14 protein-coding genes and 1 tRNA gene are annotated in these 12,986 nt (G+C 63.9%); 6 read left to right on the forward strand and 9 right to left on the reverse strand.

What is annotated here, in order from left to right:
- The first annotated feature begins 10 nt into the window (after positions 1-10).
- Together ACWHXP_RS03555 and ACWHXP_RS03560 are read left to right on the forward strand one after the other, a co-directional pair.
- Positions 11-595 carry a chlorite dismutase family protein gene (locus tag ACWHXP_RS03555; protein ID WP_209534350.1) on the forward strand — a complete coding sequence of 195 codons (585 nt, stop codon included), beginning with the start codon at positions 11-13 and terminating at the stop codon, positions 593-595.
- Positions 592-1,479, forward strand: coding sequence for an HD-GYP domain-containing protein (locus ACWHXP_RS03560; RefSeq protein ID WP_199725121.1), 888 nt, complete (start codon positions 592-594; stop codon positions 1,477-1,479). The genes ACWHXP_RS03555 and ACWHXP_RS03560 overlap by 4 nt, the downstream gene beginning before the upstream one ends.
- A 61-nt stretch (positions 1,480-1,540) precedes the next feature.
- Here the strand turns inward: ACWHXP_RS03560 and ACWHXP_RS03565 are convergent, their stop codons facing one another.
- Together ACWHXP_RS03565 and ACWHXP_RS03570 are read right to left on the reverse strand one after the other, a co-directional pair.
- Positions 1,541-3,349: a methyl-accepting chemotaxis protein gene (locus ACWHXP_RS03565; protein ID WP_489635878.1), complete on the reverse strand. Its 1,809-nt coding sequence runs from the start codon at positions 3,347-3,349 to the stop codon at positions 1,541-1,543.
- Between the two features lie 250 nt (positions 3,350-3,599).
- On the reverse strand, positions 3,600-4,373 hold the full coding sequence (locus ACWHXP_RS03570) for a YdcF family protein (protein WP_420840832.1): 774 nt from the start codon (positions 4,371-4,373) through the stop codon (positions 3,600-3,602).
- A gap of 146 nt (positions 4,374-4,519) precedes the next feature.
- On the opposite strand from ACWHXP_RS03570, the gene ACWHXP_RS03575 reads away from it, so the two are divergent.
- Together ACWHXP_RS03575 and ACWHXP_RS03580 are read left to right on the forward strand one after the other, a co-directional pair.
- The gene (locus tag ACWHXP_RS03575; RefSeq protein ID WP_489634484.1) at positions 4,520-5,938 is read left to right on the forward strand and encodes an HdeD family acid-resistance protein; all 1,419 of its coding nucleotides are present in this window, start codon (positions 4,520-4,522) and stop codon (positions 5,936-5,938) included.
- On the forward strand, positions 5,935-6,783 hold the full coding sequence (locus ACWHXP_RS03580; protein WP_489634483.1) for an alpha/beta hydrolase: 849 nt from the start codon (positions 5,935-5,937) through the stop codon (positions 6,781-6,783). The genes ACWHXP_RS03575 and ACWHXP_RS03580 overlap by 4 nt, the downstream gene beginning before the upstream one ends.
- 138 nt (positions 6,784-6,921) lie before the next feature.
- Here the strand turns inward: ACWHXP_RS03580 and ACWHXP_RS03585 are convergent, their stop codons facing one another.
- From ACWHXP_RS03585 to ACWHXP_RS03595, 3 genes are all read right to left on the reverse strand, one after another.
- Positions 6,922-7,053 (reverse strand): hypothetical protein, encoded by a 132-nt coding sequence (locus ACWHXP_RS03585; protein ID WP_256497413.1) that lies wholly within the window; start codon positions 7,051-7,053, stop codon positions 6,922-6,924.
- A gap of 681 nt (positions 7,054-7,734) precedes the next feature.
- Entirely contained in the window at positions 7,735-8,154 is a 420-nt protein-coding gene (locus tag ACWHXP_RS03590; protein ID WP_489634482.1) for an NAD-GH domain containing protein, read from the reverse strand.
- A 35-nt stretch (positions 8,155-8,189) separates the two neighbouring features.
- Entirely contained in the window at positions 8,190-8,789 is a 600-nt protein-coding gene (locus ACWHXP_RS03595) for a gamma-glutamylcyclotransferase (protein ID WP_489634481.1), read from the reverse strand.
- Positions 8,790-9,028: 239 nt separating this feature from the next.
- On the opposite strand from ACWHXP_RS03595, the gene ACWHXP_RS03600 reads away from it, so the two are divergent.
- Positions 9,029-9,172 (forward strand): hypothetical protein, encoded by a 144-nt coding sequence (locus ACWHXP_RS03600; protein WP_157845704.1) that lies wholly within the window; start codon positions 9,029-9,031, stop codon positions 9,170-9,172.
- 71 nt (positions 9,173-9,243) lie between these two features.
- On the opposite strand, the gene ACWHXP_RS03605 is transcribed toward ACWHXP_RS03600, so the two are convergent.
- The 4 genes from ACWHXP_RS03605 to ACWHXP_RS03620 all read right to left on the reverse strand — a co-directional run bounded on the left by ACWHXP_RS03605 (position 9,244) and on the right by ACWHXP_RS03620 (position 12,639).
- On the reverse strand, positions 9,244-10,311 hold the full coding sequence (locus ACWHXP_RS03605; RefSeq protein ID WP_209534346.1) for a quinone-dependent dihydroorotate dehydrogenase: 1,068 nt from the start codon (positions 10,309-10,311) through the stop codon (positions 9,244-9,246).
- Between the two features lie 151 nt (positions 10,312-10,462).
- Positions 10,463-11,191 (reverse strand): arginyltransferase, encoded by a 729-nt coding sequence (locus ACWHXP_RS03610; protein WP_034341208.1) that lies wholly within the window; start codon positions 11,189-11,191, stop codon positions 10,463-10,465.
- A gap of 120 nt (positions 11,192-11,311) precedes the next feature.
- Positions 11,312-12,055 carry a leucyl/phenylalanyl-tRNA--protein transferase gene (gene aat, locus ACWHXP_RS03615; protein ID WP_489623344.1) on the reverse strand — a complete coding sequence of 248 codons (744 nt, stop codon included), beginning with the start codon at positions 12,053-12,055 and terminating at the stop codon, positions 11,312-11,314.
- A 17-nt stretch (positions 12,056-12,072) separates the two neighbouring features.
- Entirely contained in the window at positions 12,073-12,639 is a 567-nt protein-coding gene (locus ACWHXP_RS03620) for an NUDIX hydrolase (protein ID WP_252695288.1), read from the reverse strand.
- A 200-nt stretch (positions 12,640-12,839) separates the two neighbouring features.
- Here ACWHXP_RS03620 and ACWHXP_RS03625 point away from each other — a divergent pair.
- Positions 12,840-12,916: transfer RNA gene (locus ACWHXP_RS03625), tRNA-Met, on the forward strand.
- Positions 12,917-12,986: the final 70 nt, after the last annotated feature.

Here is a 12,986-nt window from a genome sequence, read left to right on the forward strand (position 1 = left end):
GAGATTGAGCATGAGCGTGATCCATACCGCATTCGTCGCTGGTCTCAGTGGAGGCTGGCGTATCCTGCGCGTCGACGCCGTGGTCGGCGAATCGCTGGCAATGGCGGGAAGGCTTGCCGTCGCCGGTCCCGGCGAGGCGCAGTCCACCGCTACGCCCGGCGTGCAGTGGCGCCTGGACGGTGCCACCGGTCATGCGCGTTATGCCACGCGGCACGAACTCGATACGCTGGGCGCGGTGCAGCAGGGCCTGGGGCGGCCCGAGGCACGCTGCGCAGCCCTCATCCCGATCCGCAAGAACCCGGCCTGGTGGGCGCTGGCGCAGGATGAGCGCCGCGCGATCCTGGAGGAGCAGTCGCACCACATCGCCATCGGGCTGGAGTACCTGCCACCGATTGCGCGCCGTCTCTACCATGCGCGCGAACTGGGCCAGCCTTTCGATTTCCTGACCTGGTTCGAGTACGCGCCGGAACACGCTGAAGCATTCGAAGAGTTGGTCGCGCGATTGCGCCGGAGTGCCGAATGGCAGTTCGTTGATCGCGAGGTCGATATCCGCCTGGTCTACGATGAGCCTGCCCGACAAGGAGCTGCCGGATGAATCTGCTTTCACTGTGGCAGCGCGCCACCCGCAACAAAGCTGCGCGCCAGGCGGCGCATGACGAGCAGCTGCTGATGAGCCTGTTCCTGTTGGCCTGGGCGGTGGAGGCGCGCGATCCCTATACCGGCGGGCATCTGTGGCGGGTGGCGCGATTGTCGCGTCTGCTGGCGCATTCCGCCGGACTGCCCGCGGAGCAGGTGGCCCGCATCACCATCGGTGCCTTCCTGCATGATCTCGGCAAGATCGGCATCCCCGATGCCGTACTGGGCAAGAAATCGCGGCTGGATGAGGCGGAATACGCGGTCATCAGGACGCATCCCGAGATCGGCCACCGCATGCTGGCGGGCCACCCGCTGGCAGCCCTGGCCGAAGAGGCGGTGCTGCTGCATCACGAAACACCGGACGGGCGGGGCTATCCCTTCGGACGGCGCGGTGAGGACATCCCGCTGGCTGCGCGCATCGTCGGCATCTGCGACGCCTTCGACGCCATGACCAGCACGCGTCCCTACCGCAGCGGGATGCCGATTGCACGGGCCATGGAAATCATCGAGGGTGAGCTCGGCAAGCAGTTCGATGCCGAGTTGGGACGCCGCTTCATCGGCCTGCAGGCCGATGCGGAGCTGGCCCACATCGTGGGCCACAGCGATGAGGGCATTCCTCTGCAGCGCTGCCTCTCATGCGGTCCGATCATCGTACGGCCCCGGGAAGCCGTGGCCGGCGATACGCTGTACTGCCCGGCCTGCCATAGCGAATACACCATTGCTCCCAATGAGCAGGGCCTGCTGGCCAGCGGCAAGCAGGATACGGCGCGCGCACTGGCGGTGGCACCCGACTCCGGGCTGATCAGCCGGCTGGTGGGGGAAAGCCGCGCCGCCCTGGCGTGAATGGCGTCCCCATGAAAAAAGCCCGCATGAAGCGGGCTGGTGGTGCGCAAGGCAAGGGGGCTCAGAAGGTTTCCCAATCTCCTTCATCGTCGCCCGCAGGCAGGCGCGACGGTTTGCCAGCGGGCTTGGCTGCGGGAGCGTCCGCCTTGGGCGCGGCTGCTGCAGCGGGTTTGGCCGGGGCGGCCTTGGGTGCTGGAATGGTCGCACGTGCCGCCGGAGCCGCCGTCGGCTTGCGCGGCGCAGCGCTCGCTGATGCGGCAGGTGCCGGGCGTGCGGCCGGCTTGACCGCCGCCGGTGCAGCCGCAACGGTGCGCGCCTGGCTGCCATCAATCTGGAAACGTCCGACCAGACCGGCCAGGGTGGCCGCCTGATCCTGCAGCGATTGCGCCGCAGCGGCGGCTTGCTCCACCAGGGCGGCGTTCTGTTGCGTCCCCTCATCCATCTGCGTAATCGCACGGCCGACTTCGGCGATGCCGGCGCTCTGTTCCTGGCTGGCCGAGCTGATTTCCCCCACGATGTCGGTGACGCGGCGCACGCTGGCCACCACTTCGGTCATGGTGGCACCGGCTTGTTCGACCAGCTTGCTGCCGGTATCGACCTTGGCCACCGAGTCATCGATGAGGGACTTGATCTCCTTGGCGGCCGAGGCCGAACGCTGAGCCAGTGAGCGCACTTCCGAGGCCACCACCGCAAAGCCGCGCCCCTGCTCGCCGGCGCGCGCCGCCTCTACTGCCGCGTTGAGCGCCAGAATGTTGGTCTGGAAGGCGATGCCGTCGATCACGCCGATGATGTCGGCAATCTTGCGCGAGCTGTCGGTGATGCCTTCCATGGTCTGCACCACCTGGCCGACCACGCTGCCGCCCTGGATCGCCACTTCCGATGCCGATTCAGCCAGCTGGTTGGCCTGGCGCGCGTTGTCGGCATTCTGCTTGACGGTGGCGGTCAGTTCTTCCATGGCCGAGGCGGTTTCCTCGATGGAGCCGGCCTGTTGCTCGGTGCGGCTCGACAGGTCGAGGTTGCCGCTGGCGATTTCCTGGCTGGCAGTGGCGATGGTGTCGGCCGAGGTCTTGATGTTGGCGATGGTACTCAGCAGCGAATCGCGCATGCTGCGTACTGCGTAAAGCAGGCTGCTCCGGTCGCCCGGTGCGGTGTCGATGTTGGGGGTGAGGTCGCCTTGGGCGATGCGGTTGGCGACCTCGGCCGCCTTGGCCGGATCGCCGCCGATGGTGCGCAGGATGCCGCGGTTGATCACGATCACCAGCGCTACCAGGGCCGCCGCCACCACGGCAAAGAGGATGGCCATCTGCGTCAGGGTGCGCAGGAAGGCGGCGTTGATGTCATCCATGTATGCGCCGGTGGTCAGGTTCCAGTCCCAGGGCTGATAGGCGATCACGAAGGAGGTCTTGGGCACCGGTTCGGCCGCCCCGACCTTGGGCCACAGGTAATTGACGAAGCTGCCGCCGGGCTGGCTGCCGGCCTTGGTGATCTCGACGAACAGGTTCTTGCCGGCCGGATCCTTGAAGTTGGTCAGGTCCTTGCCGTCAAGTTCGGTCTTGATCGGGTGCATGATGATGATCTGCGCCGAGGTGGAAATCGAGAAGTAGCCGTCGGTGCCGTAGCGCAGGCTCTTCACGGCGGCTTTGGCGCGTTTTTGCGCTTCTTCCTTGGTCAGCGCGCCGGATTCGGCCAGCGCGCCATAGCCCTTGACCATGGACAGCGCGGTCTGGCCGATGTTGGTGAGGTCGTTCTTGCGCTCTTCCAGGCGCACATCGCGCACCATGACGGCGCTGAAGATGGATATCGCCAGCAGTGCGATGAGGCTCAAACCGAGTGGCAGCCAAAGTTTTTTACTGAAGGACAACTGGCCCATGGTGATATCTCCCATTGTGTAGAGGCGCTCGCTGGCATCGTTGTGCCGGGACGATGGCACCTGGCCTGGCGGGCCGGGTACATCGCCTTGCGTGAGCGTGTTGTTGCTAGGTCAAGTAGTGTGCACGGGCGTTTACGGACGAAATGCGCGCGACCTTGTCACTCTACGCCGCTGTCGTTGTGCTGAATGGCGGAACAAGAGGCGCAAGGGCATTCATTTTATGAGTTGGCTTGTGCTGCAACGCTTGTTTTCACTGTCCCGCTGCGCGCCTGAGGCTGTACCACAGCTGACCGACCCACTCGCGCAGGGCGTAGCTGGCCAGCTCCAGGTTGCCGGCGCGCGGCAGGTAGTCGGTCAGGCGCGGGCGCGACCGCCCGGCGAACACGGTCGGCGCGGCCTGCACCTGCAAGCCGGTATACGCAAAGACGCGCATGGCGCGCGGCATGTGGATGCTGTCGGTCACCAGCAGGATGCGTTCGATGCCGTCAGCCTTGAGCATGGCGGCGGAATAGCTGGCGTTCTGGGCGGTGGTATCGGCGCGCGTTTCCTGCCAACGCACCGGCACTCCGAAGTCGCGCTGCAGGTTGCGCGCCATCAGCGCGGCTTCACTTTCGGGCGAGCCGTCGGGGCTGCCGCCCGTGACCAGGAGCGGCAAGCCGGTGTGGCGCGCCAGATAGGCCGCGTATTGCAGGCGCTTCATGCCGATGGCGGTGGAGTCATCGCTGCCGCCGTATTCCGGTGCCTGGTCGATCCGGCCCGATCCCAGGACGACGATGGCTTGCGCATTGCCGGCGCCGGCCAGTGGAGCGTATTGCGCTTCCAGTGGCCGGATCACCCACAGGGCACCGATCCGCGTGCTGAGTACCAGCAGGATCATGGCCCCCAGCAGCATCAGCGCCAGGCCTGTGCGGGGTGCGCGACGGCGTAGCCAGAACCCGGCCAGGCACATCAGGAAGGGCGAGACGGGCGGCAGCAGCAGGCTGCTGGCCAGGGCGGAGATCAGGACCGGCAAGGACATGGACATGGGCGGCAGCAAGGGAAGACAGCCCGGCATTGTGCGCGATTGCGTCCGCTTCGGCCAGCCTTGCCGGCAGGCCGATTTGCCTCGCCGCAGGGAATCCCCCAGAATGCGGGATCGCAAAGGGAAGGGCGCATGCCCCGGAGAATGCCGTGATACGACTTGTCTTGTTATTGCTGGGTGCCGATTTCATCCGCCGCAACTGGCATGCACTGGCCGTGGCCGGTCTGGCCTGGGGCACCATCGGCGTCTCGCTGATCATTGACGCGCTCGATGGCGTGCTCAATTTCCCGCTGACCCTGTTCGGCTATCTGCTGCTGGTGGAAAGCCTGGTGACCTTGTGGGTCGCCAACAGCGGCATGGGTGCCCAGAAGACCCTGCGCTATGCCAAGGGCGGGCTGTTCCTGCTCATCGCCGTGCTGGTCATTACCCAACATCAGGCCAGCAACATGGCGCTGGCCATGCTTTTTGGCATTGCCTTCACCATCGGCGGCTCGCTGCAGATCACCTCGGCGCTGGTGGTGCGCTTTCCGCGCTGGCGCATGGCCATGTTCGGCGGGATCGTGCAGATTGCGCTGGCGATTTTTTTCTTCCAGCCCTATCCCACCCATTACAAGGGCACGGTGCCTTACTGCATCGGGCTGGGCCTGGTCTTTGGCGGCTGGAACATGATCTGGCTGGCGCTGCGCAGCCGCATGCTGCCGCAGCAAGCCTCGGCCGATGTACTGGTTGAGCGCAACAGCGGCGATGACCGCCCGTTTGATGCCGGCTTGCATGACGGTGCGTCGGACCTGCAGGCGCAACTGGGTGCCGGGGCGCCGGCCCCGGCAAAGCCGCCTTCCGGGGCACAGCCCCCGCTGACCGTGCACGTGTGGACGCCCGCCGGCAGTGCCAAGGGCCCCGCCCGGCGGCAGCCGCTGATCGACCGCTACATCGCCGCCGTCGACAACCAGGGCGTCATCTCGACCGGCCATGCGGCGCTGGAAATCCTGCCCGAGCTCTACATCAGTCTCTATCCGGCCGAAGAAATCGACCGCTCGCCGGACCAGTTCGCCCGCCTGCTGCGGGCCACGGCCGACAATGACGTCAAGGGCCGCTACCTGACCGACTACCGCAGTGAAGCCGCCGCCTGGTGCGAATCGACCGAGAAGATCGTTTTCCGTGATTACCGCCGTCCCTCGCTGGACCGCTTCTGGCAGCACTACCGCCAGACCGAGATCTACAACCTGACCTATCGCAACTGCTCCAGCACCGTGGCGCATGCGCTGGAGGCCGCGCTGGAAGGCGTCATCGGCGGACGCGACCGGCACTGGTTCAATGCGGTCAGGATGATGTTCACGCCCGAGATCTGGGTCGCCAGCCAGATCCGCAAACGCGCCGTGACCATGGCCTGGACCCCCGGCATGGTGCTGGACTATGCCCGCGCGCTGCGCGCCGTGGTGCATCCGCGTCCGCTGTCCTGGGCCGCATCGCTGCACCTCGCCCTGCGCCAGAGCCGCCGCCTGCGCAAGGCCTGGCGCACCGCGCGCCGCCAGGCCGACGTCAATTCCACTCTTCTCGACAAACCATGACGCTTTCCCTCCCGGTACAGGAACACTGGATCGACGCCGCTGACGGCACCCGGCTGTTTTGCCGCGACTGGCTGCTGCCCGGGGCCACTTCGGCCGTGCAGATGGTGCATGGACTGGGCGAGCACGGCGGGCGCTATGCCGCGCTGGCGCACTTGTTCAATGCAGCGGGTTGTTCGGTGCGCATCTGCGACCATCGCGGCCATGGCAATTCAGGAGGGCGGCAGGGCAGCCTGATCCAGCCGGATGACTTGCTGCGAGACCTGAAGCAGACCTTCGATGACTTCAGCCGCCGCACCCAGTGTACGCCGCTGCTGTTCGGCCACAGCATGGGCGGGCTGGTGGCGGCGCGGTTTGCCACTGGCGGTTTCAGTCCGGTGCGGGCACTGGCGTTGTCTTCGCCGGCCCTGGCGCTGGATTTGTCGGGCTGGCAGCGGTTGCTGCTGAAGGTGTCGTCGGCCATCGCGCCGGGGCTGGCCCTGCCGACCGCCTTGCCGGCCGAGCGCATCTCGCACGATCCGCATGAGGTCCGGGCCTACCGGCAGGACCCGCTCAACCACGGCAAGATTGCGCCGCGCATGCTCAATTTCATGCTCGATGCCATGCACCATGTGGCGCGAGATGCCGCCCAATTCACGCGGCCGGTGCTGTTGCAGGTGGCGGGAGACGATGCCTTCGTCGCCCCGCGCGGCAGCCGGGCCTTCTTCGAGGCGTTGCCGGGCGAGCGCAAGACGCTGCACTGGTATGCCTCGGCCTATCACGAGATCTTCAACGAGGAAGCCGGGCTGCGCGAGCAGGCCATGCACGATTTGCGGGAGTGGCTGGGGCAACTGCCGCCTGCGGAGTAAAAACCGGACAAAGCAGGCGGGATGGAAAGATGAACGCTGAAATCAGCGTGAAGAAGGGTTCAGGATTTAACCTGAAATTACGCATGTAAAGCGCCGTGACGGGCTCCGCCAAGGAGCCGATCCGGCGCTTTTGTTCATTCAGGGTTGCCCGCTGGGAACGTTGATGAACTGGCAGCGGCTGTCAAAGCCGACGAAGCCGGGCGCGCAGGCGCAGCCTTGCACGGCCAGCAGCAGGGCGGAGGCGGCGAGGAGAGAGGCAAGTCGCTTCATGCTTCACTTTCGTTGCGTTGGCAAAGCTTGCGAGTGTAATGCGCTGCAGCAGCTTTGCAAGTGAGGCCGCGACCTGACATTTACCTGCAGCCGACCACAAACATTGCACCAGGGAACATCGTCCAGATATCAAGAATGATGATAATGGTGCAATTTTGCGCCGGAATGGTGCGAATCATGCGGACAATCCGGGGCAAAAGAAAAAGCGGACTGTCAGCGTTGCAACGCGACAATGACCGCTTTTCAGGACTGCTCCGGGATGCCAGCAGATCTCCTTGCGGAGACCGGCGATCACCCGGCCAGGAGGCTGCTTACTTGACCGAAATCAGGTAGCGCGCGACCATGGCGCCGATGAGCAGGGTGTACGGGAGGATGTCGGCGACGATGTTCATGGTGAGCTCCGTGAGGAAGAAATTGATCTGTTGCATTGCAATATATTCGCTTCACGGGCGTGCTTCCACTTTTGAATCCCAATACCAGTTATCTGATTTGTGAATAATGTCGCATTGCGTCGTCAGGGATACCTGGATTTGAAAAATATTTCCTTTTAAATCAATCGCTTGGCAATTCAGTCTGGCCAGAAGCAACCAGCCCCTGTGATACGGTGTGTCGTCCGCACCACAGGGGCTGAAGTGTAAAACTGCGCAATCCGGCGCAATTTGTTGCGTCGGAGGATCAGGCTTACTTGGCCAGTTGCAGGTTCAGGCCGCGCAATTCGGTACTGATCTGTATCTGGTAGCTGCCGCCCTGGGCGACTTGCAGGGTCAGCTTGTCGGTGGTCGGCCCGGCATTGCTGCCCAGGCTGTTGACGCGTTTGACGCTGAAATCGTAGATGCCGGGCTTGAGCCAGATCGACAAGCGCTCGCCACCGGCGATCTGGGCCAGCACGACATCGTTGATGGCCAGTTCCAGCATGTCATTGTTGAGCAGGCCGGCGGCGCGCGTGAAGCTGATCTGCGACAGGCCGGCGGCCTGTTCGGTCATGCTCTTGATGTAGACGCGGGCGGCCGGGATATCGCCGCTGGCGGTGCGCTCCACCGGGGTGGTGCAGGCGGTCAGCGCCATGAGGAGGGTGAGGCTGGCTGCGAGGGACTTGATCATGTTCTTCTTCCTTGTGGGCGTGTTCAATGCGGTGCTCAGGAGCGAGAGGCAGACGATAGCACGGCTGGCTGCCCGGTCAGTTGCAGCAGATGTTGTTCGATGGCGAACACGTGGCGGTCTTCGGCGCCCAGTTCGCGCAGGGCCTGGGCCAGCTTGAGCAGGTATTCGCTGTTGCGGCCGCTGGGACCGACCGCACCGGCGATCTGGCGCGCGATCTCCAGTTCGCTGGCCGGGCCGGCGAAGGCTTCATTGTCTTCGGCGGCGATGTAGATCAGGCCTTCTGCTGCCTGGCCGTCCTCGAAGCGCATGGTGGTGGCCAGGCGCAGATAGCCGTTCTTTTCGCGATGATCCAGATGGGCAAAGACTTCTGGCGTGATCAGGTAAGCCATGCCGGCACAGTCGGCGCCTTCTTCAGGCACCAGGGTCACGACCCGGCCCGGTGCCTCGGCAGTGCCGCGGTGATCGTGCGAGCCTTGCCAGAAGCGTCGCACCCAGCCGGTGATGTGGGCCGGACGGCGTTCCAGATAGGGGAAATCGGCCTTGAAGATGATGGAGCCGTAACCGAACAGCCAGACGCTGGCCTGGTCATCGAAACGGCGCATCTCACGGTTGATGGCGATGGTGTTGACGGACATGGAGACTGAGCAGGGCGACGGCCGGGCGTCGGAAGCTTGCCATTATAGAGGGGAACGGGCAGGCGTTTTTGAGCGAAAACTTTCAGGGATAGTCATCGAATTCTGAACTTTTGCGCATAAAATGCAGCCTGCCGGCCCCCTCTGCTGGCCGCAACGGTCCATGCGGCGGCGCTGTCCGCCTGCCCTTGGGAGGGGAGTGCGGCCATCCGGGGCCTCATCCGAATCTTCAGGGGAATATCATGCGTGTCGTCGTCATGCTGCTGACGCTGGTCGTCGGTGTTGTGCTGGCCGGTTGCGAAAAGACCGACTTTGAAAAGAAATCCGAATCCGATGCCAATGCGCGCCGGATTTTCAATCTCAAGAAGGAGTCGTCCAAGGACTGAACGCGGCGATTTCCCAAAGAAGAACAGCAGGCACGCGGCCTGCTGTTTTCATTTGCGCGCGACGGATGGTTTCAGTGATGCGCGGCGACCGGGCCCTGCGGAGCGCGCAGCGCCTCGGCACATTCATGCACCAGCGCCGGTCCCTGGTAGATCAGGCCGGTGTACAGCTGCACCAGTGAAGCGCCGGCATCGATCTTGGCGCGCGCATCGGCACCGCTGAAGATACCTCCCACCCCGATGATGGGCAGGGCGTCGCCCACTTCTGCCTTCAGGCCACGGATCACCTGGTTGGACAGTTCCAGCACCGGCTTGCCCGACAGGCCGCCGGCTTCTTCCCCATGCGGCATGCCTTGCACGGCATCGCGGGTGATGGTGGTGTTGGTGGCGATGACGCCATCGATCTGGTGACGCAGCAGCGCGTCGGCAACATTCTTCACTTGCTCCATATCCATGTCCGGCGCGATCTTGAGCACGACCGGTACGTAGCGGCCATGGTGATCGGCCAGGCGGCGCTGGGCCGACTTCAGCTGCGACAGCAGGGAATCCAGTTCAGAGGCCCCCTGCAGCTGGCGCAGGTTCTTGGTGTTCGGAGAAGAAATATTCACCGTCACATAGCTGGCGTAGGGGTAAACCTTTTCCAGGCAGGCCACGTAATCCTCGGCGGCGCGCTCGATGGGGGTATCGGCATTCTTGCCGATATTCAGGCCCAGCACGCCCTGACGTTCCTGGTAGAAGCGCGAGGATTGCACATTGGCCACGAAGGCATCCACCCCGCCATTGTTGAAGCCCATGCGGTTGATCACTGCGTTGGCGGCCGGCAGCCGGAACATGCGCGGCAGCGGATTGCCTGGCTGGGCGCGTGGCGTGACCGTACCGACCTCGATGAATCCGAAGCCCAGCGCGGCCAGGCCGTCGATGTAGGCACCGTCCTTGTCCAGCCCGGCGGCCATGCCGACCGGGTTGGGGAAGGTGATGCCCATGACGGTACGCGGATCGGCGGCCGGCTTTTTGGTGACGAAGTCCGTCAGACTGTAGCGCGCGGCACAGCGCAGGGCAGGCAGCACCAGATGGTGCGCGGTTTCAGGTTCCAGAGAAAACAGCAGCGGACGCGCGAGCGCGTAGAGGAATTTGTCGGACACGATGGGACGATCAGGAAAGAAGGGGCCAAAAAACTGCCGCTATTCTAACGCGTGCCACCGCCCATTCCCTGCCTTGGCGGCGTAGTTGCCCCCAATTTGATCCCGCTACCCCTGTTTTTGCAGACGTTGCGCCACAAAGGTGAAGCTTGCTTCAGCCTTCCAGCAGGCTCCATTCCCCTTCATGGAGGGCTTCCAGCGGCTGGTAGTTGGTTTTGTAGGCCATTTTCTGGCTTTCCTTGATCCAGTAGCCGAGGTAAACGTAGGGCATCTCCAGCTGGCGCGCCTGTTCGATCTGCCACAGGATGTTGTAGGTGCCGAAGGACGCTGCGGGCAGGTCGGGATCGAAGAAGGTGTAGACCGAGGACAGGCCGTCATTGAGTACGTCGATGATGCTGACCATGCGCAGGGTGCCGTCAGGCTCGCGGAATTCCACCAGGCGGGTATTGACCTTGCTCTGCAGCAGGAACTGCGCGTACTGATCGCGGCTGTCCTGATCCATGCCGCCGCCGGCGTGGCGGGCGCACTGGTAGCGCAGGTAGAGCTCGTAATGTTCGTGGGCGTAGGTCAGGTTGGTGACCAGGGTTTGCAGGCCGCGATTGCGTTCCCAGGCACGGCGCTGGCTGCGGTTGCGTTCGAAGTCGGCTACCCGGATGCGTACCGGGGTGCAGGCATTGCAGCCGTCGCAGTAGGGGCGGTAGGTAAAGATGCCGCTGCGGCGGAAGCCGGTCTTGACCAGTTCCGAGTACACATCTGCATTGATGAGATGGGAGGGGGTGGCCACTTGCGAGCGGGCCTGCTGGTCATCGAGATAGCTGCACGGGTAGGGCGCGGTTGCATAGAACTGCAACGTGGAGAACGGCAAGTCTTTGAGATGCGTCATGTGCGTCCTGTCCTGTCTTGCGGGAGGCCGGCGGCGAGGTCTCTGCTGCCCCGTGCGGTCCCTGGAGTCAGGTTCCAATTTACACCATTTTGATGGCCGCAGTGAAGAACCGCGCCAGGCTCAGTCGCGTCGGGCCGACGGGATGCCGTGCTCCAGCAGGTTCAGCGGTTCCCAGCCACGGATCTGCGGCCACTGGATGGCTGCGCGCAGGTGGCGCAGGAAGTCGCTGCGGGGGATCGGGCGAGCGCCCAGCGAGGCCAGGTGTGAGGTTTCCTGTTGGCAGTCGATCATCTCCACGCCGTGGCTGCGCAGGAAGAACACCAGATGCGCCAGCGCCACCTTGGAGGCGTCGCTCACGCGGGCGAACATGGATTCGCCGTAGAACATGCGTCCGATGGAGACGCCATAGGCCCCGCCGACCAGTTCGCCGTTGAGCCAGACTTCGGAGGAGTGGGCGTAGCCGGCGCGATGCAGGCCGGTGTAGCCTGCCATGATCTCGGGCGAGATCCAGGTGCCCTGTTCATGGCGGCGCGGTCCGGCGCAGCCTTGCATGACCTGTTCGAAGACGGTATCGAAGGTGACTTGCCATAGGCCGTCGCCGTGGCGGCTGCGTTCGATGCGGCGCAGGGTCTTTTTGAGGCTGTCGGAGACGGCGAATTGATCGGTGCGCAGGACCATGCGCGGATCGGTACTCCACCAGAGGATGGGCTGGCCTTCGGAGAACCAGGGGAAGATGCCGTGGCGATAGGCTTCCAGCAGCCGCTGCGGCGACAGGTCTGCGCCGGCCGCCAGCAGCCCGGCCGGGTCGGCGAGGGCGCGGGAGACATCGGGGAAGGGCGTATCGAGGTCCAGCCAGGCGATCATCCGCGTGCTCCTGCGGATCAGATCATGCGGCGGCGGATGTCTTCGGTGTGCAGCGTGAAGCTGCCTTCACCGTTGCGCACGTTCTTGAGATCGGCAAAGAAGGCGCGCAGGGTGAATTCCACCGTGGGGAAGGCGATGTCCTGCCAGGGGATCTGGTCTTCTGTATAGAGGGCCACTTCCAGGCTTTCGACACCGGCCTGGTAGTCGAGGTCGAGCAGGGTGGCGCGGTAGAAGAGGTGGACCTGGTGTACGTGGGGCACGTTGACCAGGGAGAACAGTTCGTGCAGTTGGATGTGTGCGCCGGCTTCCTCTTCGGTTTCGCGGCGGGCGGCGTCTTCGGTGGTTTCGGCGTTTTCCATGAAACCGGCCGGCAGGGTCCAGTAACCGAGGCGCGGCTCGATGGCGCGCTTGCAGAGCAGGACCTTGGTTTGGCCATCCTGATCCCAGACGGGGATGGAGCCGACCACCATCTTTGGATTCTGATAATGGATTGCACCGCAGTTGCCGCACACATGGCGCAGCCGCGTGTCATCGGGAGGGATCTGCAGGGAGACTGTGTGGCCGCACTCGGAACAGAATTTCATAGAGGCTCGGAAGGTGTCTGTCTATATATATAGTAGGGAAAGGCCCTTGGTGCATTTTCTTGCCGCGGCGACGGGGCGTTGGGACGCTGTCCTGGACGGCTGCGGGAAGCTGCAATGCGGTTAGGAGTGTATCACTGTAAAAAGATTGCAGAAAATGTTTGCATTCCGATTTTACCTGCCCTATAATTGTTTTCTTCAGACGCGGGGTGGAGCAGTCTGGCAGCTCGTCGGGCTCATAACCCGAAGGTCGTAGGTTCAAATCCTGCCCCCGCAACCACCGATATAGACGGCCCGGCTACTTGCTTAAGTAGCTGGGCCGTTGCCATTTTGGCCCACACCTGATTGCC

It is taken from the genome of Herbaspirillum sp. Her2 (genome assembly GCF_057961375.1).